This window comes from Deltaproteobacteria bacterium (assembly GCA_015233135.1).
Lineage (GTDB): Bacteria > UBA10199 > UBA10199 > JADFYH01 > JADFYH01 > JADFYH01.
This window is the reverse complement of record JADFYH010000001.1, coordinates 95187-114655: the sequence shown is the minus strand read 5'-3', so window position 1 is coordinate 114655 and position 19469 is coordinate 95187. Positions and strand designations below refer to the sequence as shown.

The window sequence follows — 19469 nt, the reverse complement described above, 5'->3', positions numbered from 1 at the left end:
GCTGCTTTTTTTTTTGCATTCTTGACAAGTTTGTCCTCCTTATCCATAGCTGCTACATGGCCCTATTTATTACTTTTGAGGGGATCGAAGGCTGCGGAAAATCGACTCAAATCGATTTGCTGGCGGGGCATTTTTTAAAAAATAAAATCCCCTTTATTAAAACCCGAGAACCCGGCGGAACCCTGCTGGGAGAAAAAATCCGGCCTCTTCTATTAGATCGTCATTCCAATCCTGTCCCTATGGCAGAATTACTTTTATATTCGGCAGATCGTGCCCAGCACTGTGCTGAAAAAATTCTTCCTGCCCTAAAAGAAGGTAAAATGGTTCTCTGCGATCGCTTCATCGATTCTACCCTGGCCTACCAGCATGGAGGTCGAAAAATCGATTTGGATCTTATTGAACAACTGATCCATATTTCGACGAATGGCCTAAGGCCTCACTTAACCCTGCTGTTTGACTGTCCGGTAGAACTGGGGCTGGGCCGAGCCAAGGGAAGAAATCAAAAAGAGAATGATGTTCAGGATCGTTTTGAAAATCTGGATTTGTCTTTTCATCAAGCGGTGAGAGACGAATATTTGAGGCTGGCCAAAAAGGATACAAAACGATTTTGTGTGCTGGATGCCAGTTTGTCGATTGCAGAAATTTTTGAGCGAGTATTAAAAGCTGTGAACTCCCTCTCCCTAACCCTCCCCCGTCAAAGGGGGAGGGAGGAATAAAATGAATATCCTAGGCCACGAAAAAACTTTAAAGCATCTCCTTCAGCTTGCAGCTTCCAATAAGCTTCCTCACGCCTTACTCTTCTGCGGTCCGGAAGGCATTGGGAAATCTTTGGTGGCTTTGCACTTTGTGCAAAAAATGTTCTGTGCTGGTTCAGAACCTTGTCAAAAATGCCCCACCTGTTTGCGAGTGCAGGAAAAAAATCATCCCGATTTGCTTTGGATCGAACCCGAAAAAGAGGTGATTAAAATCGAGAAGGTTCGGCAGATGAAGCAATGGCTCTCTCTAAAACCGTTGGAAGCTTGCAGAAAAATTATTATTTTAAGGGATGCGCATGCCTTGCCTCCTGCGGCGGCCAATGCTCTGTTGAAGATCTTGGAGGAGCCACCCTCCGATGTTTTGATTATTCTGATTACAGCTTTTCCCAATGCCTTGCTTAAGACTATCTTGTCCCGTGCGCAAAAGATCTATTTTCAACCCTTAAGCCCAAATCAAACCGCGCAGGTTTTGGCGCTCAAAAACCATGTCCCCAATTCGGAGCTGCTGCGTACGCACGCTCTTTCTCCCGGGCAGTGGCTGTCCCTAAAAAGCGAAGCGCTCGAATTGATAGAAAAACAAATTTTACCGGCGCTCAATTCCAAACCGAGGCAATTGTTGCAGCTTTTGAATGTGGCGCAGGAAATTTCAGGAGATGCGGAAACGGAAAAGTCGGTCTTAACTCTTTTATTATGGGAATGGCGCAAAAGGATCTTGCAAAATCCCTGTGCAGAAAACCTGGAGAAATTTCAATGCATCGGCCTTTCATTAAAACGCCTCGACCGTTACGCAAATGCCTTGTTGACCTTCGAAAATCTCTTCCTTAAATTGTGCCTCTAATTATGCCTAAATTTTACCTCACGACTGCCATCGATTATGTCAATTCCATCCCTCACATTGGCACGGCCTATGAAAAAATTGGAGCCGATGTGCTCGTACGTTACCGGCGCCTCAAAGGAGACGAGGTTCGTTTTCAGATGGGCAACGATGAACATTCGGCCAATGTGCAAAAGGCGGCCATTGCCCAGGGTCTGAGCCCCAAAGTTTACTGCGATGGGATGCGTGAGAAGTTTACCCAAATTTGGAGCAAACTTCGCATCAGCTATGACGATTTTATTCAAACCTCAGAGCCGCGTCATCACGCGGCTTCCAAAAAATTTTTCCAAGTTGTTTTTGAAAAAGGGGATATCTACGAAGGGGAATATGAAGGATGGTATTGTGAATCCTGTGAGGCTTATCAAACCGAAAAAGATTTAGTGGAAGGTCTTTGTCCTAACCATAAAACAAAACCCCGCTGGTTGGTGGAAAAAAATTATTTTTTTAAACTCTCCAAATATCGCGAGGCCTTAATTGCTCATATCGAAAAAAATCCAAAATTTATTTTACCGGATATTCGCCGAAACGAAATTTTGAGTCTGCTGCAAAAAGAAGGGCTGCAGGATATTTCCATCTCCCGCTCGACCTTCGATTGGGGCATTCCGGTGCCCGCAAATCCCAAGCATGTTTTGTATGTCTGGTTTGACGCACTCCTCAATTACATCACGGCCGTCGGCTATGGCCAAGACGAGGCAAAATTCAGGCAGTGGTGGCCCGCGCAACTTCATATTGTGGGAAAAGATATCACCCGTTTTCACTGTGTCATTTGGCCAGCGATGTTGATGAGTGCCGGCTTGGAACTGCCCCAACATGTTTTTGGGCATGGATTTGTCTACTTAAAAGGCGAGAAGATGAGCAAGAGCCTGGGCAATGTGGTGACTCCCCTGGACATCGTCGAAAAGTTCGATGCCGATGTCCTGCGCTATTATCTGATGCGTTCCTCCAGTTTTGGGTCGGACGGAAATTTTAGCTGGGAGGATTTCATTACCCGCTATAACAGCGATCTTGCTAACGATATAGGAAACTTGCTCAGCCGTACCTTGGGGATGGCCAAGAAATATTTTGAAGGAAAAATTGAAGCGGGTCAAAGAGCGGAAGAAGAAAATTGGCTGCTACAAACCTTTGAAAATTCTAAAAAGAAATATCATGAGTCTCTGGATTATTTGAATGGAGATCTGGAATTTCATCAGGCCTTGAGTGCGATTTGGGAACTCATGAGCGCCTGTGATAAATACATCGATGTCTCGGCCCCCTGGACCTTAAAGAAAAATAATCAGGACGATCGACTGAAAGAGGTGCTCTTCAATTTGGTAAATGCCCTGCGAATTATTGGTCTCTGGATTTCTCCCTTCATGCCCGAAACGAGTAGAAAGATCTATCAGCAATTGAACCTGCCCCTTCCTCAGGTCTTCCAGCAAAATGAGGATTGGTCTGCTTTTCGGGGCCCTCATCAACTGGGTGAATCTTTTCAGCTCTTTCCCCGCTTTGAAAACAAATAAAAATCCGCATACAGAAAAGACGGTGTGTGAAATGAAGTATCAAAGTAACCCCGTGGGGACCAAAGTGATTTCTGAAATGGAACAAAAGCTTGCGCGCTCAAAATTTCCTAAAAACTACAGCATCGAAAAAATTCTCATCTCAAACTAAAAGGCTACGATTGCTTTGGAAGAAAGCGATTATTTTCATCAAATTTTTTCTATTCAGAAATTGTGGGAGAAATAATTTCTAATTCCATCTTGGATTTAACTTGAGTAGCAGCCCGGTGACAGACGTCCGCAAACCAACCCAGCCTATTTGAAAGCGTTTGAATTTTGGACTTTTATTTTGAAGATACTTTTACACATTTTAGTATTAATAAGAGCTTATGCTTCTCTTTAGCTTGGCCTCAACCTTGCTGTCTCTTTAGAGATGCGTATTCCTCGACTTCTCCTTTCTTCATCCATTTCTTACTTTTTCCCGCCGCTCTGTGTGCTTTGTAAAAGTTTGGAGCTTGATTCAAAGTTTGCTCTTTGCGAATCCTGTCAGAGCAAGCTTGAAGAAGTGAGTGGGCCGATTTGTCCCCGTTGCGGAGATCCCAATTCCACAAATCAGCTGAAGGCTCACAGCTGTCAGGATTGTTTGAAGGCCAAGCTTCCTTTTGAAATTTGTCGTTCGATTTTTAGTCTCAAAAAACCTTTTTCAGATCTTTTGTATCTTTTTAAATTTAAAAATTCCGAGCTCTGTTTAGATTTTTTTACACAAAAATTAGCGGATAAAATCCCTGGCTTTTTGCAATCTGCCGATTATCTGCTTCCCGTGCCTTCGCACTGGTTTACCTTGATTCGTCGCGGCTACAATCCTTCATTAATTTTGGCAAAGGCGCTTTCCCGCAAAATAAAAGTTCCAGTGGAGTTTTCGGCTTTAAAACGAGTCAAGTTGGGTTCGGCACAAAAAACGTTGAATCGACAGCAGCGCTTGAAAAATATTCGTAATGTCTTTAGGCTGGCAAAAAAGCATCCCTTTAAAAATAAAAAGGTGCTGCTGATTGATGATGTGTATACAACAGGCGCAACCCTGATCGAGTGTGCCAAGCTTTTAAAGAACGCCGGCGCAGAGGTTTATGGTTTGACCCTGGCCAGAACCCCATTGGAGTTTTCATGAAATCATTTTTTGAAGTAGCCAAACAAGCCGCCCTGGCTTCTGGTCAGCTACAGTTAGATAATCTGCTGAAAGAAAAGCAGATTGAATTCAAGGGGGAGATCAATCTGGTGACCCACGTGGATAAACTTTGCGAAAAAGAAATTATCGCGATTATCCAGGGGGCCTTTCCCAGTCATGATATTCTGGCTGAAGAAGGTGGAGGAAACCGGCAGCATTCCGATTATCGCTGGGTGATTGACCCTATTGATGGAACCACCAATTATGCGCATGCCTATCCCTTGTTTTCCACGTCGATCGGTTTGGAATATAAAGGAGAGATTATTTTGGGTGTGGTTTACGAGCCTAATTTGAAAGAAATGTTTATCGCTGAAAAGGGTTCCGGGGCCTTTTGTAATGGGCAAAAAATAGCGGTATCTTCCACAAAAATATTAAAACAGTCGCTTCTGGTGACCGGTTTTGCTTATAATCTTTCGGAGACGGGTGAAAACAACATCGTCCAGTTTGAAAAATTTTTGATGAACGCCCAGGCGGTGCGTCGAGACGGCGTGGCCTCTACCGATTTGTGTGATGTGGCCATGGGACGCTACGATGGTTTTTGGGAACTGGCCCTTCAGCCCTGGGACGTGGCCGCGGGATTATTGATCGTCGAAGAGGCCGGTGGGCGGGTGAGCAATTATCAGGGAAAGCGTTTTAGTATTTATGAAAAACAAATGTTGGCGTCGAATAGTTTACTGCACGACGCCATGTTAAAAATTTTGAATTCTTAAGTCAGCGAGGACCGGATGCAAAGTTTAACTCACGAAAATCTCCAAAAGGCCCTGATCGATTTGCAAAAGAAAAACTGGGAAAGTGCGGCGGAAAACCTGAACAAGCTGCTGGAAGACGCCCATCAGAAAAAAAACCTGCTTCTCCAAACTACCGCTTATTCCTGTTTAGGTCTGCTCGCCCAACTCAAAAAAGAATGGAAAGAATCGTGGCGTTACTATGAAAAAGCCGAAAGGTTGGATCCTCAAAATGGCTATTACAAACTTTTAGTGGCACGCCTTCTTTTGCGTTTGTTTGGCCAAAACGATACCGCCATCAAAAAATGCGAGAAGATCATTATGCAAGAGGACATTACGCCGGCCTTGCGCCATCAGGCCTTCATCACCATTGGATCTGCCTATCTCAAAAAGAGCGACCGCAAGCGCGCGGCAAAGTCTTTGTTGCAATCGATCGGGGAGCATTTCTCGGGGATTCAAAAGCTATCGGATTTGGACATGACCTTGCTCGAGGGCCTGATCCGAAGAAACACGGGGACTGAAGAATGTAAATATTTTTTGGAGGAAGCAAAGATGCTGGCCCTGTCGCTGAAAGATTTGACCGCGGCCGATCAGTTGACGAAACTTTTGATTAGTTTTCCGAATTAAAGAATCCCCTCATCCTTCGGAGGCGCCTCTAACTCGGGAGATTCCTGTTCTATCTCCTGTTCCTGTTTTTTCAAAAAACGCCAAAAGGCCATAATTAAAAGGCCAATGCCCATTCCTACCACTAAGATCAGCACACGCTCCACGCGTTTCATCCAGAATAAAAGTTGATCCAGTTGATTGCCAAAAAAATAACCCAGGCAAGTGACAAAACTAACCGATATAGAAGCCGCCATACCGTTCATCAAAAGTACTTTTTTAAAGTGAACTTTGAAGGCCCCCGAGCTCAGGAAGATAGTGGAACGCAGACCCACTAAAAATCGGGCAAAAAAGAAGGTCCGGTTTCCGTAACGATGAAAATAATAATTGATGGCCTTGATTCGTTTCGCGCTGAAAAATCTTTTCAGTTTTTTGTGGCTGATAATATCCTGTCCAAAGCGACGCCCAATCCAGTACAGACAAAAATCACCGCAGATGGCTCCCACATATAATGTAAGCAGGGTGGGAATAAACTCGGTGTCTCCCCGATGAGCCAGATAACCCCCAATCACAATCACGACATCTTCGGGAATAGGCAGACCCATGCCGCAGAGGAGCAAGAGGATAAAAAAGGCAATGTATTTGAAGTGGCTGAGGTAAGGTAAGTAGTGTTCCATAAGTGAGTTAGATAATCTTTTAGAAGTCTTGAGGTAGAAAAACAATAAAAGATTGATAGTGCTGCAATTTCTCTCTATCAGGGATAATAAATGCTTTTGAAAGATTTTTCCTTCTCCTATCCTCCTGAGCTGGTAGCTCAAGAACCTGCGAACCCTCGCGATAGTTCGCGTCTTTTGGTTTTGGATAGAAGCACACAAGGTATTTCGCACTCTCTATTTCGAGATCTTCCCTCGTTTTTCAAAAAAGGAGATCTGCTCATTCTGAACAACACCAAGGTCTTGCCCGCTCGACTTTGGGCCCAAAAAGAGACAGGCGGAAAATTAGAGGTCTTGATCGTGGCTGAAAATCAAAGGGGCCTTTGCTCGGCGATGATCTTCCCTTCCAAAAATATAAAAGCCGGGCAGAAGATTTTTTTTGAATCGAAATTGGGAAAGATCGAAGCCGAAATTATCCAACCCGAAGGAAAAGTAAAACAGCTTCTTTTTTCTTCTTCCGTTTCGGTGCGTGAGTTAATGCTCGAACAAGGGGCCGCACCTTTGCCCCCTTACATCAAGCGCGCGCATCCGAAAGCCGAAGATCTGCATCGCTATCAAACGATCTTTGCCCAAAAAGAAGGCGCCATCGCCGCACCCACTGCCAGTCTGCATTTTACAGAAGCGGTATTGAAGGAGTTAAGAGAAAAAGGAGTAGAAATCCATTTCATTACCCTGCATGTGGGGATGGGAACCTTTGAGCCGGTTCGGGTAGAAAAGATTGAAGAGCATCAAATGCAGACGGAATATTACGAAGTACCAGATTCGGTTGCTGCAGCCATCCAGAACGCTAAACAGGAAGGTCGGCCCATCACGGCGGTGGGCACGACGGTGGTGAGGAGTCTGGAATCCTATTATAGAAATCCCTCGCCCCTTGAGGGAGAGGGGTCAATGCAAGCTACCTCTCTCTACATCACCCCCGGCTACAAATTCCAAGTCATCGATCGTTTCCTGACAAACTTTCATCAACCCGAATCCACTCCCTTACTACTCACCTCTGCTTTTGCGGGAGCTGAGTTTTTGAAAAAGGCCTATGCCGAAGCGATAGCCCAAAAATACCGTCTTTTTAGTTATGGGGATTGCATGTGGATTGGCTAATTTTCGAGGAAACATACCTTGACCCCTCCTCGGACTTGTAGTCTTAAGTGGGCCAATTTTTTTTTGGTTTACTTATGTCCTTTTCTTTCAAACTTCTCAAAAGTTCCGCAAACACTAAAGCCCGTTTGGGTGAAATTCAGACGCCTCGGGGACTCATCCCTACACCCGTATTTATGCCCGTCGGTACTTACGCGACGGTGAAGGCGATTCGTCCGGATCAATTGGCGAACGAACTGAAACCTCCTATCATTTTGGGAAATACCTATCACCTCTATCTCCGGCCCGGGCATAAGCTTGTTCAAAAACTGGGTGGTCTTCATCATTTCATGCAATGGCCGGGGCCTATTTTGACGGACAGCGGGGGCTTTCAGGTGTTTTCTTTAGCAAAGTTCCGGAAACTCAAAAAAGAGGGGGTGGAGTTTCAGTCGCATCTGGATGGATCGACGCATCTCTTAAGTCCGGAGTTAGCCATCGAAATTCAAGAATCCTTGGGCTCCAACATCATGATGGTATTGGATGAATGCCTGGGCTTTCCGGTCACCGAGGAACAGGCCCAGAAATCTTTGGATCTTACGGTGGATTGGGCTGCGCGTTGCTTGATGGCGAGAAAATCGGATTCTGCGTTGTTCGCAATCCTTCAAGGAGGGATGTATCCGCATCTCAGAAGACAATGTTTTGATCGGCTGCAGGAGCTGTCAGAAAACGCCTCACACCTCACACCTCACACCTCACGCCCTTTCGACGGCTACGCCATTGGCGGCGTTTCGGTGGGCGAACCCATGGAACTTGCTTACAAAATTGCAGAGAGCTGCACTGAATATCTTCCTCCCGATAAACCTCGTTACCTGATGGGAGTAGGGATGCCCGAAGATATCGTGGAATGCATCGACCGTGGCATCGACATGTTTGACTGCATCATCCCCACGCGCAATGCTCGAAATGGGATGTTGTTTACGCCCGAAGGATCACTCTATATCAGCAATGCCGAGCATAAGGAAGATCCTCGTCCCATCGACGAAAATTGCAAGTGCTATACCTGCCAGAATTTCAGTCGGGCTTACTTGAGACATTTAATGATGGGGAAGGAAATTCTCTCCTCCATACTAAATTCAATTCACAATTTACATTACTATCTCAATCTGTTAGTCGAAATCCGCCTCGCGATAGCCGAGGAGAGATTTCCAGAATTTAAGAAAGATTTTTTTAGAAAAATGATCCCCTCTCCCCTTGAGGGAGAGGGTTAGGGAGGGGGGTCCAATCATAAATCCAATTTATGATCACCCTCTCTCTGACTCTCTCCCCTCAAGGGAGAGAGGGCTAGACATGATACAAGAGTGACTTATGAATCCATTTATTTCTACCGCCTGGGCCCAAGGTGCAGGCGCATCACCCACCGCCAGCCTTAGTTTTTTTGCCCCGCTAGGCATAGTGTTTTTGATTTTTTATTTTCTGGTGATTCGTCCCCAGCAAAAACAGCAGAAAGACAGGCAGGCAATGATTACTGCCTTACAAAAAGGGGATTCTGTGGTGACCACCTCCGGAATTTACGCAAAAATTGTGGAGACCAGCGACAAAATAATCACTTTGGAAATTGCCCCCAATGTGAAAATTAAATGTGATCGTGACGCGGTATCTAAAAAAACTGAGTAAAAATAATTTCGAGTTCAATTATGACTTCTTCCTGGCGTAATAAAATTTATCTGGTTTTAGCCCTTATCCTTCTTTCTCTCTATGCCCTCATGCCCAGTATTTTAGGCCTGCAATCCCGCCTTGAAGAGGCAGAGGCCAAAGGTCGTGTCCTTAAAACCTGGGAAAAAACCTTGGCCTGGATCTTACCTCAAAAAGAACTCAACCTGGGTCTGGATCTTCGGGGAGGAATCTATCTGGAACTCGAGGTCTCGGTTCAAGAGGCCGTTTCTAATCGACTGGACCTGATAGCCAGTCAGACTCAGCGTTACCTGAGCTCCGAAAAAATCCCCAATGTCATTATAGAGCGCGTTCCCAAGACCGATCGTATTCGTGCCCTGCTTCCGAACGAAGTGGCGCTTAAAAAATTATCCGAATACCTTTCTAAAAATTATTCGAACTCTTTAGTTCTACAAAAGGAAAGTAACGAACTTACTTATCAAAGCGAACAAAAAGACGAAGCCAGTCTGCAGGCTCTAGTGGGCAGCTTAAATGAAAAATTAGCCCCCCTGGGAGCGCTCGAGATTGAAAGAAGCACAGGTTCCGATACTTTTCGGGTGGTCTTACCCAATGAGGCCAAACGAGAAGAAATAAAACAAAAAATTGCCAGCGATTTTAAAGATCTGAAAGAAAAGAATGAGCCTGGCAAAGTGGTTTATAAACCCAGTGACGCCTATTTGAATACGCTGCACCAAGATTCCGTGAAGCAGGCCGTGGAAACCATTCGAAACCGTATCGATCGTTATGGAGTTGCAGAGCCTTCTATCCGAAAGCTGGGGACCAATCGCATTGCCGTAGAATTGCCGGGGGTGAGCGATCCCGCTCGAGCCATTAGTATTGTCAAACAATCGGGTAAACTTGAATTTAAACTGGTGGATGATTCCAAAATGACTTCCCCTCAACATCCACGCGCAAACAATGAAATACAAGATCTGATTGCCAAGGCAAGGGTAGAGAAAAAAATTCCTGAAGGTTTTAGCGCTGAAAGTGTTAACCAGATTAATGAGGCCCTCAAAGGAAAAATTTCCTCCGATTCCGAGATTGCCTTTGAACTTCAAACCGATCCCATCAAAAAGAAGGTGGTTGCTGGAACCCCGTATGTCTTGAAACGAAAAGCCGAGGTGACAGGAGACATGCTACGCGGAGCACAAGTCAGTGTGGGAAACGAAGGGCCTTATGTCTCGCTGTCTTTTAATCCCATCGGTGCAAAACTGTTTGGGGAACTCACTGCAGCCAATGCCCAGAAAGGTTTTTTGGCGATTATCCTCGATGGGAATGTCATGTCCGCTCCCTTCATCAAGGTAGCTATTCCCAATGGAGAAGCACAAATTACCCTGGGGGCTGGCGATTATAATACCCAATTGCAGGAGGCCGAAAACCTTTCGCTGGTTTTAAGAGAAGGCGCCCTTCCGGCCTCGCTCAAAGAAATCACCAAAACGATTATCGGACCGAGTTTGGGTAAAAACGCGATTCACGAAGGTTTAAGGGCTGCGCTCATTGCGGCTTTGGTGGTCGTCGCCTTTATGATCCTCTATTATAAGGCCTCCGGACTCATTGCCGATGTCGTGCTGGGAGTGAACGTCCTGCTCATTATGGGAGTGCTCGCCATGTTCCAGGCCACGCTTACTCTGCCTGGTATTGCAGGAATTGCCCTTACGATGGCGATGGCCCTGGATGCGAACATTATTATTTTTGAACGTATTCGAGAGGAAATCAAATCGGGCAAACCTATTAAAATAGCCGTGAATGCAGGTTTTTCGAATGCCTTAACCGCCGTCATCGATACCCATCTGACCACCTTTCTATCAGGAATTGTACTCTATCAGTTCGGAACCGGCCCTATTCGTGGCTTTGCGGTGACCCTGATGATTGGAGTGGTGACGACTTTACTCACTGCTTATTGGGTGACGCATCTTATTTATGAATATTGGATTCAAAAAAAGAATCCTGAGACTTTGAGCATATAAATCCCAGTCCACTCCCCCTTGAGGGGGGAGGGTCAGGGAGAGGGTGACAGTGGATGTAAATGGAATCCAACCCCTCACCCTAACCCTCTCCCCCAAGGGGAGAGGGGATGCCAGTATGGAAATTTTTTCTTATGAAAATCGTCGAAAAAGAAATTCCCTTTATTCAAAACCAGTCTTTTCTTTTGATCTTATCCTTAATTCTGACCATGGGTTCTCTCTTGTTGATGGTTTATCATGGCTTTAATTTAGGTATCGATTTCAAAGGGGGTATCAAACTTCAATACAAATTAAGTCAAAGTATTGAATCGGGCAAAATTCAGGAGGCCTTAACAAAAGGCACGGGCGAAAAAATATTGGTGCAGCAGGTGGGTCAGCCGAGTGAAAATTTATACGCCTTTGAACTGCAAACCCCCAAAGAAAATATCGATACTTTTTCCACCAAAGTGACAGAGGTGTTGAAAAAGGAATTCCAGTTGGAAACGGTTACCTTGATTAAAGAAGAAGCCGTCGGAGCCAAGGCAGGATCCGAGATCTTTAAAAAAGGACAGGTGTCGGTAATCGTCGCCTGGATTTTGATCTTGATTTATATCGGGTTCCGTTTCGATTTTTATTTTTCTCCCGGAGCCATTGTGGCCTTGCTGCATGACCTGCTGATCGTTTTGGGCGGCTTTGCCATTACAGGCAGAGAGATCAACCTCACTGTGCTTGCAGCATTTCTGACCATCCTCGGTTATTCGGTCAACGACACCATCATCGTCTATGACCGTGTTCGAGAAAATGCCAAAAAGTTTAAATCTCTTCCCATCGAAGACCTGGTGAATCAAAGCATCAACGAAACCCTTTCTCGTACCATTGTGACTTCGCTGACCATGTTCTTCGTGGTGCTGGTCCTTTTCATCATGGGTAGCGGAGATATTAAAGATTTCGCTTTTGCGATGATCATCGGCGTCGTCACCGGGACTTATTCCTCCATCTTTATTGCCTCACCCATTTATATTTTCCTAAAGAAGCATGGACACCGTTTTGGGATGAGTGCGTGAATCCACGAAAACGTTGGATCTTTACTCCACAAGATCCAAAACTCATCCAACAACTTTCTTTGGATTTAAAGCTTTCTCCTTTACTCATTCAGATTCTGCTCAATCGCGGCTTGTCTACGGCAGAAGACATCCAGAATTATTTGAATCCAGAACTCTCAAAACTCGCGGATCCTTTTTTGATGAAAGACATGGCCAAGGCCGTGCAGCACATCGAAGATGCCCTGGAGCAGAAATTAAAAATAACGGTTTATGGCGATTACGATGTGGATGGAACCACCGGCGCCACTTTGCTCTATCTTTTACTCAAAGATTTAGGAGCAAACGTAGATGTTTATATTCCCCACCGGGTGCAAGAAGGTTATGGCCTCAATTTTAAGGCCCTTGAAAATTTGAGAGATCAAAAAACAGATCTGGTGATCACCGTCGACAACGGCATCAGCTCGGTAGAAGAGGCCAAAAGGGCTCAGGAGCTGGGATTAAAACTCATCATCATCGATCATCATCAGGTTCCCCCGCAAATCCCCATGGCCATGGCGGTGCTGAATCCCAAGCAAAGCGATTGCCAGTATCCTTACAAAGAGCTGTCGGGCGTGGGTGTGGCTTTTCAGTTGGCAATAGCGCTGCGGGCCCATCTGAGAAAAAAATCTTTTTTTGCATTCAGAACCGAACCGAATCTTAAAAAATTTCTGGCCTTGGTCGCGCTGGGAACCATTGCCGATGTGGTCCCTCTGACAGGACAGAATAGAATTTTGGTGAAGGCAGGACTTGAAGTGCTGAGCCGAAGCGAGGAGCCCGGCATTGTCGCCCTCAAAGAAGTGTCTCAGGTAAAAGGCAAGGTGAGCCCCGTCCACGTGGGCTACCGCTTGGGACCCAGACTGAATGCGGTGGGGCGTTTAGAATCCGCAAAATTGGGTTTCGATTTGTTGGTGTGTCAAGACAGGGATGAAGCACAAAAACTTGCTCAAGCTCTGGATGCTGCCAACCGCGAACGCCAACAAATCGAAGAACAAATACTGGAAGAAGCCATCCTAAAAGTGCAGAAAGAGCTTCTTCCGCAAAAACGAAAAGCGATTTTGGTTTTTGAACCCCATTGGCATATTGGAGTGGTGGGCATTGTGGCGAGTCGACTGGCGGAAAAATTCTGCTTACCTGCGCTTGTCGGCTGCATCGAGGGAGATACGGTACGTTGCTCGGCACGTTCTATCGCAAGCCTGAATTTGTTTGAGGCACTCGGCGCCTGTAAAGATCAGCTACTCAAGTTTGGCGGACATCATCATGCAGCAGGCCTCACTTTTAAAGTGCAACAGGCGACGGCCTTACAAGATAATCTGGATCTCTTCATTAATGAAAAATTAGGTGAAGAAGATTTTATCCCACGGCTTAAAATGGATGCAAAATTACAGCTGAGTGATATTGATGAAGCGTTGATGGAGCAACTCAGTTTATTGGAACCCTTTGGGGCGGGAAATCCAGAACCTCTTTTTCAATTGGACGAAGCCTGCGTGAGTTCTGCTCAAATCCTGCAAGAGAAACACCTTAAAATTTTACTGAAAGATGGGCTTCGTCTGGTTGAGAGCATTGGTTTTGGAATGTTCCAGGCTTATGCCGACCTCCCACAAAAAATCAGTTTGGCCTTTCAAGCCCAGTGGAATGAATGGAATGGAAGCCGTCGGATTCAGCTAAAATTAGGGGATTTTCCGCGTTGAATGAACGCCCTTCAAGTTTGAATACTAAAAAGACAAAAAAAATGTTTTGAGATTGACAGCGCTTGACGCGTTGTGTTACCAAAATCGTCTGTCGAACTTCGATTAATTTTTAGGGGGAACTTATGGCGAGTAAGAAACAGAAAAAAAATCAGTCCAAATCAAAAGATTTCCTTAATTTTCGAATCAAGGAAATTAATTCCATTATGAGTCGACTTGAACAGGAAGTGGAGGACATCTTCAAAAAGCTTGTTCAAAAAGGAGAGAAGTCCAGCAAGGGTCTCCGTAAGAATTTTGATGATATTTTAGGTAAGGTAAAGAAGCTTGGAATTTATACAAAGGCCCAAGAAAAAACTGAGGACTTTGAAAAAGAGATTCGCCGTTTGGCAGATGACATCGTGGAGAAGGTGAAAGGCCTGGAAATTAAGCCGGGTAACTTCAATGCAAAGCGTATTATTAAAGACGCCAGAAAAGGGATAGAAGGATTTGTTCAAGTGGTTGAAAAAAGTGACTTGGTTTCCGTGGCCCGTCATAAAGCCCAGGATACCAAAAATGGGATCCTTTCCGTGTTAAAAATTCCTTCTCAAAAAGAAGTGGAAAAATTAGAAGGCCGAATTAAAAATTTGGAGAGAAGAATTCAGAACCTTTCTCAAAAAGCAGCGTAGAACAGGCTTACCTCCCTCGAAAAGGGCTAGCTCCTTCAATGGAGCGGCCCTTTTTGTTTTTTAAAATCTTCCATAAATTGTTTTATGCTTGCTTTACTACTTACTCTTATGAAGACACTCACTGCTATCAGCATTCTTTCCGGAGGACTCGATTCTTCGGTCGCCACACTTCTTGCTCTGCAACAATGCGATATTGCCTTGGCCCTCACCTTTAATTATGGTCAGAGGGCTTTTTTGTCGGAAAAAAAGGCCTCTGCTTTACTCTGTAGACATTACAAAATCCCTCATCAAATTGTAGATCTCACTTGGCTGGCCTCCATCTCTCAAAGTGCACTGAATCAAAAAGAGAAAAGCCTGGAACTCCTTTCCTTTGAAAATTTAGACCATCTGCAAAAAGCACAGGATTCCGCAAAAGCAGTTTGGGTACCCAATCGCAACGGCCTTTTTATCAATGCTGCGGCCTGTTTTGCCGAGGCGATGGATGCAAAATATTTAATCACGGGTTTTAATTTGGAAGAAGCCGCAACATTTCCGGACAACTCCATGGCATTTGTAGAAGGCATCAATGTTTCGCTATCCTTTTCTACACTCAAGCAAATTCAAGTACGGGCCCCTTTAGCCCATTTGACCAAGAAAGAAATTGTACAAAAGGCCATCGAATTGGAACTTTCTTTAGACTCTGTGTGGAGCTGTTATGAATCGGGGGAGAAGATGTGTGGAATCTGCGAGTCTTGTTTGCGTTCAAAAAGAGCTTATCTTGAAAGTGGGTTAAAAGATAAAGTGGGGGAATTTTTTAAATAATATGCAAAGTCTTCAAACAAGATATGTGAAAAAAGAAATCAAATACGATGGATCTCAACTGTGTTCCCATTATATTTATGATCAGTATAATCTCATGGGCGATGCCATGCTTGTCTTCGTAGGCCCCTGTGATGTGGCTTTGCAGGATATGGTCGATTTGCAGGATGTGAAGTTGGACAGTCCCATTTACTCAAAAAGCATGTTGCATTTTATCATCGAGCATTTTGGAGTAAGCCTTGAGAATCTTGTTTTAAGACAACGCTTGCTGATGGCGATTATTCAGCAGGAGCTTTTGAAGAAAGTGCCTCAAAAGAAAATCCTGCGTTGGGGAGATGACCTCTACGAAAATGATTCCAAGCTTTCGGTGTCTATTGCCACCCTCAGCCCCATTTCAGGCCTTATTCATGCGGGGGTGAATGTGATCAGCAAGGGGACACCGGTTAAAACAAAAGGCTTGGGAGATTATGAGGTGAATCCCGAAGAGTTGGGCAGACGAGTAATGGAGGAATACAAAGAAGAACTGAAATCCATTTATTTGGCGACTTGCAAGGTGAGGGCAGTGTCTTGAGTGAAGCTCAACTGATAGAAATATTTTCTTCCATTCAAGGCGAAGGTCTACGTCTGGGAGAAATGCAGACCTTCGTTCGCTTTCAAGGTTGTTCTTTGCGTTGTCGCTGGTGTGACACCCCAGAAAATTTCAATCCAAAGAAAAATTATCGTGTGGAAGACCTTCCTTTTTCTGGAACTTGGAGTGAACATCCCAATTCCATTTCTGCAGAAAAACTGCTTCAATTCTTAAGTCATTTCAAAAATACTTGGGTCAGTTTCACCGGCGGAGAGCCTCTGGAACAGGCCGATTTTTTAGAAGAGTGTTTAAAAATTGCTCCGAAGCATTTCCGGTTTTTGCTGGAAACCGGCGGATTTTTACCTGGTGAGCTCGAAAGAATAATTTCTTACCTTCACTGCGTAAGCATGGATATTAAATTGCCCAGCTCCACCCAAACGGGAGAGTATTGGATTCAACACGGCGAGTTTTTAAAGGTTGCCCAGAGGGCCCCACAGTTTTACGTTAAAATGGTGCTGACTGAAAAGACAGTGGAAGAAGAGCTGCAGCGGGCTTTACACTTGATTGCCTCGATCAATGAAAAGACCCCCGTGATCTTGCAGCCTGTATCGGCGATAAAGGGTTTTTCAGAATGGGTGAGCATAAAAAAAATTGCTCATTTTTATCAGTTAAGTTCTCAGTTTAAAATGCCTCTCAAGATTATTCCCCAGGTACATAAGGGGATGGGGGTAAATTAATAACTTGAGTTCCGCAGATTTTAGTAAGAAGCCACTCTGAAAAGTCCTCTCTCCCTTGAGGGGAGAGAGATTTTTTTGACGAGCATGACTTGGAAGAATTTTCTAGTGTGAAAGAAGTGAAGGAAAAATTTAAATTACCCAAAAAAAATATATTGGCTTAGAAGAGGGATTGTTTCATAAAATAGAAAAGCTGGCCCAAAAGGCACACTTAACTACAGAAGAGTGGATTAAGAGAAGTTTGAAGAAGAATATTGTAACTAACTAGTGTGTTTTTTTGTACTTTTCTATCTCATTGATTTTCATTGGAAGTTCCCTCTCCCTTGAGGGGAGAGGGTTGGGGAGAGGGTGATTTTTGATTCAAATTGAAACCGATATCACCCAAAACTGCTTGAAAAATTGGCTACTCAAGTTGGAGAGTCGTTCTGATGCGTGGAATTACTGGGCTTTGGCAGGTGAGCGGGAGAAATGATACGGAGTATGACAATCGGGTGCAATTGGATAAAGAGTATTCTGCTAGGCAATCTATTGGGTTTGATGCTTGGATTATTTTGAAAACTATTCCCGTAATTTTGTTTAGAAAGGGTGCTTATTAGAATTTGTCGAAAAACTTCCATACTTTTTATCTACAATCGAAAAGGCGGAAATCAGTAGCTTGAAAGAAAGGTTGAAATTAACATGAATAGCCAAATATCCATAGATGTTCCTCAGGAAATTTTATTAGGGGTGCATGTCAATGCAGAGGAGTTTGCAAAAATTATGAAATGGAAAGTTGCAATTTCCTTGTTTGACGAAGGTAAAATTGCATCGGGTATGGCGGCACAGTGGTTGAATGTTTCGAGGTTACATTTTTTATCAAAAGCAATGGAAAGCGGAGCTTGTTTGCTAGAAGATAGTCAGGATGATTTTAGGAGAGAAACCTCATTGTTATGAAAGTATTTACCAATACAACACCACTCATTGCTCTTTCGTCAGTTTCTCAATTGAATTTGTTGCAGTTACTTTTTACAAAAATTTATACCGTCGAATCTGTTCGGGAAGAGTGTGAAGAGGGTGGTAAAGTAGTAGTGCCACCTTTTGCAAACTTGGAGTGGTTGGAGGTGTTGCCCAGAAGATCCGAAATTTCTCAAAATATTCCACCCTTGTTAGCAGAATTAGGCAAGGGTGAGCGGGATACAATATGGATGTCGCTGCAAGAAAAGGCAGATCTGGTGATTATTGATGATCTCCCGCTCCCATTTAATCAGTAAACGTATTTTTGATGTTACCTTTGCCGTCTTCCTACTTCCGTTATTTAACATTTTACAAGGGGCAATGAGTTTTGTAGGGTTTAGGCCCAGTGGTTTGAGAGGTGGTAGACGTATTGAAAAGATGCTATTTGTCTTCTAAGGAGTCTTATGAGCCATAAAATTTTAGAAGCAGTTCTAGAAAACGGACAAATTAAACAAGTGCTTGGTAAGTTTCCACAAGGTACTTTTAAAGTTCATATCGTTTATGACGTACCGGAATCAAATTTCACTCAAGATGTTTTGAATGTACTTCAAAAAACGTCGGGGCTGTATTCGGAGATTGATGCTGAGGGGGAGTCCAGAAAAATAAGAAAGGAATGGGATCGCAATGAACCCCGCTAATTTCACTAAAAGTAGAAAAAAATATGGGAATTGCCGATGCAGTCATTGCTGCAACTGCCGTGGTAAATGACCTCACTTTAGTGACCCGTAACGTAAGTGATTTTTCATTTGTTCAAGGTCTTGATATTATTAACCCGATTGATGATTGATTCAAAGTAAATGCTGATTACCATATTCTGAATTCTGAATCTTATTTCTGAATCCTGACTTCTAATACTATTTATGGAACTAGCCAAAAAAATGAGTATATCTTCACCTCTAACTCCTCACGCCTCACGCCTGACGCCTGACGCTCCTCTTCCTGCGTCTAACATCTCACATCTTACATCTCCCAAGATCTCCCGCTCCTATTTGATCAGTAAACGTGTTTTTGATGTTACGTTTGCCGTTTTACTTCTCCCGTTTCTTTCAATAAATTCGAAGGGGCCGGTGTTTTTTGGGCATGAAAGAATTGGCTACCAGGGCGAAGATTTTAAGCTAAAAAATGATCCGCGTATTACAAAAATAGGAAAGTTTTTGAGAAAGACTAGCTTGGATGAATTGCCTCAAATTTTAATGGAAAGGGTTTATTTATCATGGCTTCATTGAAACAAATATTAATTGAAGAAATTCAAGCCACACCTCCGGACTTGATTCCGAAAATTTACAAAATTTTTCATTTCCTTAAAGATGAATTTTCAGAAGAACTTCCTTCTTCTGAAAAGAGAGGGTCTGTGAAAGGAATTTGGAAAGACAGTTTGATAGACGATTCACTTTACGAAGAGGCAAAAAAATCCCTGTTTCCTTATGAAAAAAATTAATACTTTCATGAATTATGTAACAGACACTCATTCGCTGGTTTGGTATTTGACAGAAGATGATCGTTTGAGCAAGCAGGCTCTACGTGCCTTTGAAGCTACAGTCCAAGCTGGAACTATTTATATTCCAGCTCTTGTTTTGGCAGAAATTCAGTTCATTTCGAAGAAGGGTAAGATTGTGCTGTCTTTTGAAGAAACGCTTGAAAGAGTTTTGAATTTAAAAAATTTTAAATTTGTTCCTCTTGAGCTTTCCATTCTTAGAATTGCAAATCAAATTAAACCCAATCTTGAAATGCATGATAAGCTTATTGTTGCTACCGCCATTCAATTAGAGGCCACATTGATTACAAAGGATGAAGATATCACTCTATCAAATGCAGTAAGTGTTGTATGGTAACATTTGGTGTGAAGCGTAAAA

24 protein-coding genes are annotated in these 19469 nt (G+C 43.8%); 23 read left to right on the top strand and 1 reads right to left on the bottom strand.

Translation table 11 applies throughout. From position 1 onward, the window contains the following. Positions 1-56 precede the first annotated feature (56 nt). From tmk to HQM15_00560, 6 genes are all read left to right on the top strand, one after another. Complete coding sequence (gene tmk / locus HQM15_00585) at positions 57-716, top strand: dTMP kinase (GenBank protein MBF0491262.1); 660 nt, start codon at positions 57-59, stop codon at positions 714-716. Position 717: 1 nt separating this feature from the next. After that, positions 718-1593 carry a DNA polymerase III subunit delta' gene (holB, locus tag HQM15_00580; protein MBF0491261.1) on the top strand — a complete coding sequence of 292 codons (876 nt, stop codon included), beginning with the start codon at positions 718-720 and terminating at the stop codon, positions 1591-1593. Between the two features lie 2 nt (positions 1594-1595). Beyond that, a complete protein-coding gene (metG, locus tag HQM15_00575; protein ID MBF0491260.1) occupies positions 1596-3128 on the top strand; it encodes a methionine--tRNA ligase in 1533 nt (510 codons plus the stop codon). Positions 3129-3537: 409 nt separating this feature from the next. Then, positions 3538-4269, top strand: a complete 732-nt coding sequence (locus HQM15_00570) for a ComF family protein (protein MBF0491259.1) — start codon at positions 3538-3540, stop codon at positions 4267-4269. Next, positions 4266-5036 carry an inositol monophosphatase gene (locus HQM15_00565; protein MBF0491258.1) on the top strand — a complete coding sequence of 257 codons (771 nt, stop codon included), beginning with the start codon at positions 4266-4268 and terminating at the stop codon, positions 5034-5036. The genes HQM15_00570 and HQM15_00565 overlap by 4 nt, the downstream gene beginning before the upstream one ends. 15 nt (positions 5037-5051) lie before the next feature. Continuing rightward, complete coding sequence (locus HQM15_00560; GenBank protein ID MBF0491257.1) at positions 5052-5678, top strand: hypothetical protein; 627 nt, start codon at positions 5052-5054, stop codon at positions 5676-5678. Here the strand turns inward: HQM15_00560 and HQM15_00555 are convergent. Next, positions 5675-6331: a DedA family protein gene (locus tag HQM15_00555; GenBank protein MBF0491256.1), complete on the bottom strand. Its 657-nt coding sequence runs from the start codon at positions 6329-6331 to the stop codon at positions 5675-5677. The genes HQM15_00560 and HQM15_00555 overlap by 4 nt on opposite strands. A gap of 90 nt (positions 6332-6421) precedes the next feature. Between HQM15_00555 and queA the strand changes: the two genes are divergently transcribed. The 17 genes from queA to HQM15_00470 all read left to right on the top strand — a co-directional run bounded on the left by queA (position 6422) and on the right by HQM15_00470 (position 19448). Further along, positions 6422-7462: a tRNA preQ1(34) S-adenosylmethionine ribosyltransferase-isomerase QueA gene (queA, locus tag HQM15_00550; protein MBF0491255.1), complete on the top strand. Its 1041-nt coding sequence runs from the start codon at positions 6422-6424 to the stop codon at positions 7460-7462. Between the two features lie 74 nt (positions 7463-7536). Further along, positions 7537-8706: a tRNA guanosine(34) transglycosylase Tgt gene (gene tgt, locus HQM15_00545; protein MBF0491254.1), complete on the top strand. Its 1170-nt coding sequence runs from the start codon at positions 7537-7539 to the stop codon at positions 8704-8706. 97 nt (positions 8707-8803) lie between these two features. Next, on the top strand, positions 8804-9112 hold the full coding sequence (gene yajC / locus HQM15_00540; protein MBF0491253.1) for a preprotein translocase subunit YajC: 309 nt from the start codon (positions 8804-8806) through the stop codon (positions 9110-9112). 20 nt (positions 9113-9132) lie between these two features. Next, entirely contained in the window at positions 9133-11115 is a 1983-nt protein-coding gene (secD, locus tag HQM15_00535; GenBank protein MBF0491252.1) for a protein translocase subunit SecD, read from the top strand. Positions 11116-11246: 131 nt separating this feature from the next. Continuing rightward, positions 11247-12155, top strand: a complete 909-nt coding sequence (gene secF, locus HQM15_00530) for a protein translocase subunit SecF (GenBank protein MBF0491251.1) — start codon at positions 11247-11249, stop codon at positions 12153-12155. After that, positions 12152-13861: a single-stranded-DNA-specific exonuclease RecJ gene (recJ, locus tag HQM15_00525; protein ID MBF0491250.1), complete on the top strand. Its 1710-nt coding sequence runs from the start codon at positions 12152-12154 to the stop codon at positions 13859-13861. Before secF ends, recJ begins: the two co-directional genes overlap by 4 nt. A 122-nt stretch (positions 13862-13983) precedes the next feature. Beyond that, positions 13984-14523, top strand: coding sequence for a YtxH domain-containing protein (locus HQM15_00520; GenBank protein ID MBF0491249.1), 540 nt, complete (start codon positions 13984-13986; stop codon positions 14521-14523). 108 nt (positions 14524-14631) lie between these two features. Continuing rightward, positions 14632-15324 carry a 7-cyano-7-deazaguanine synthase QueC gene (gene queC, locus HQM15_00515; protein MBF0491248.1) on the top strand — a complete coding sequence of 231 codons (693 nt, stop codon included), beginning with the start codon at positions 14632-14634 and terminating at the stop codon, positions 15322-15324. A gap of 1 nt (position 15325) precedes the next feature. Then, on the top strand, positions 15326-15892 hold the full coding sequence (locus HQM15_00510; GenBank protein MBF0491247.1) for a DUF366 family protein: 567 nt from the start codon (positions 15326-15328) through the stop codon (positions 15890-15892). Continuing rightward, entirely contained in the window at positions 15889-16626 is a 738-nt protein-coding gene (locus HQM15_00505; protein ID MBF0491246.1) for a 7-carboxy-7-deazaguanine synthase QueE, read from the top strand. Before HQM15_00510 ends, HQM15_00505 begins: the two co-directional genes overlap by 4 nt. A gap of 425 nt (positions 16627-17051) precedes the next feature. Then, complete coding sequence (locus tag HQM15_00500) at positions 17052-17219, top strand: sugar transferase (GenBank protein MBF0491245.1); 168 nt, start codon at positions 17052-17054, stop codon at positions 17217-17219. 82 nt (positions 17220-17301) lie between these two features. Beyond that, a complete protein-coding gene (locus HQM15_00495; protein ID MBF0491244.1) occupies positions 17302-17556 on the top strand; it encodes a UPF0175 family protein in 255 nt (84 codons plus the stop codon). Then, positions 17553-17873 (top strand): hypothetical protein, encoded by a 321-nt coding sequence (locus HQM15_00490; protein MBF0491243.1) that lies wholly within the window; start codon positions 17553-17555, stop codon positions 17871-17873. The genes HQM15_00495 and HQM15_00490 overlap by 4 nt, the downstream gene beginning before the upstream one ends. Before the next feature lie 147 nt (positions 17874-18020). After that, on the top strand, positions 18021-18254 hold the full coding sequence (locus HQM15_00485) for a hypothetical protein (protein ID MBF0491242.1): 234 nt from the start codon (positions 18021-18023) through the stop codon (positions 18252-18254). Between the two features lie 222 nt (positions 18255-18476). Then, positions 18477-18842: a sugar transferase gene (locus HQM15_00480; protein MBF0491241.1), complete on the top strand. Its 366-nt coding sequence runs from the start codon at positions 18477-18479 to the stop codon at positions 18840-18842. After that, positions 18830-19054, top strand: coding sequence for a hypothetical protein (locus HQM15_00475; GenBank protein MBF0491240.1), 225 nt, complete (start codon positions 18830-18832; stop codon positions 19052-19054). Before HQM15_00480 ends, HQM15_00475 begins: the two co-directional genes overlap by 13 nt. After that, positions 19041-19448 (top strand): type II toxin-antitoxin system VapC family toxin, encoded by a 408-nt coding sequence (locus HQM15_00470; GenBank protein MBF0491239.1) that lies wholly within the window; start codon positions 19041-19043, stop codon positions 19446-19448. The genes HQM15_00475 and HQM15_00470 overlap by 14 nt, the downstream gene beginning before the upstream one ends. Positions 19449-19469: the final 21 nt, after the last annotated feature.

Coding starts and splice junctions, on each gene's coding strand:
- tmk (MBF0491262.1), top strand. CDS start 57: ATGGCCCTATTTATTACTTTTGAGGGGATCGAAGGCTGCGGAAAATCG.
- holB (MBF0491261.1), top strand. CDS start 718: ATGAATATCCTAGGCCACGAAAAAACTTTAAAGCATCTCCTTCAGCTT.
- metG (MBF0491260.1), top strand. CDS start 1,596: ATGCCTAAATTTTACCTCACGACTGCCATCGATTATGTCAATTCCATC.
- HQM15_00570 (MBF0491259.1), top strand. CDS start 3,538: ATGCGTATTCCTCGACTTCTCCTTTCTTCATCCATTTCTTACTTTTTC.
- HQM15_00565 (MBF0491258.1), top strand. CDS start 4,266: ATGAAATCATTTTTTGAAGTAGCCAAACAAGCCGCCCTGGCTTCTGGT.
- HQM15_00560 (MBF0491257.1), top strand. CDS start 5,052: ATGCAAAGTTTAACTCACGAAAATCTCCAAAAGGCCCTGATCGATTTG.
- HQM15_00555 (MBF0491256.1), bottom strand. CDS start 6,331: ATGGAACACTACTTACCTTACCTCAGCCACTTCAAATACATTGCCTTT.
- queA (MBF0491255.1), top strand. CDS start 6,422: ATGCTTTTGAAAGATTTTTCCTTCTCCTATCCTCCTGAGCTGGTAGCT.
- tgt (MBF0491254.1), top strand. CDS start 7,537: ATGTCCTTTTCTTTCAAACTTCTCAAAAGTTCCGCAAACACTAAAGCC.
- yajC (MBF0491253.1), top strand. CDS start 8,804: ATGAATCCATTTATTTCTACCGCCTGGGCCCAAGGTGCAGGCGCATCA.
- secD (MBF0491252.1), top strand. CDS start 9,133: ATGACTTCTTCCTGGCGTAATAAAATTTATCTGGTTTTAGCCCTTATC.
- secF (MBF0491251.1), top strand. CDS start 11,247: ATGAAAATCGTCGAAAAAGAAATTCCCTTTATTCAAAACCAGTCTTTT.
- HQM15_00520 (MBF0491249.1), top strand. CDS start 13,984: ATGGCGAGTAAGAAACAGAAAAAAAATCAGTCCAAATCAAAAGATTTC.
- queC (MBF0491248.1), top strand. CDS start 14,632: ATGAAGACACTCACTGCTATCAGCATTCTTTCCGGAGGACTCGATTCT.
- HQM15_00510 (MBF0491247.1), top strand. CDS start 15,326: ATGCAAAGTCTTCAAACAAGATATGTGAAAAAAGAAATCAAATACGAT.
- HQM15_00500 (MBF0491245.1), top strand. CDS start 17,052: ATGCGTGGAATTACTGGGCTTTGGCAGGTGAGCGGGAGAAATGATACG.
- HQM15_00495 (MBF0491244.1), top strand. CDS start 17,302: ATGAATAGCCAAATATCCATAGATGTTCCTCAGGAAATTTTATTAGGG.
- HQM15_00490 (MBF0491243.1), top strand. CDS start 17,553: ATGAAAGTATTTACCAATACAACACCACTCATTGCTCTTTCGTCAGTT.
- HQM15_00485 (MBF0491242.1), top strand. CDS start 18,021: ATGAGCCATAAAATTTTAGAAGCAGTTCTAGAAAACGGACAAATTAAA.
- HQM15_00480 (MBF0491241.1), top strand. CDS start 18,477: ATGGAACTAGCCAAAAAAATGAGTATATCTTCACCTCTAACTCCTCAC.
- HQM15_00475 (MBF0491240.1), top strand. CDS start 18,830: ATGGCTTCATTGAAACAAATATTAATTGAAGAAATTCAAGCCACACCT.
- HQM15_00470 (MBF0491239.1), top strand. CDS start 19,041: ATGAAAAAAATTAATACTTTCATGAATTATGTAACAGACACTCATTCG.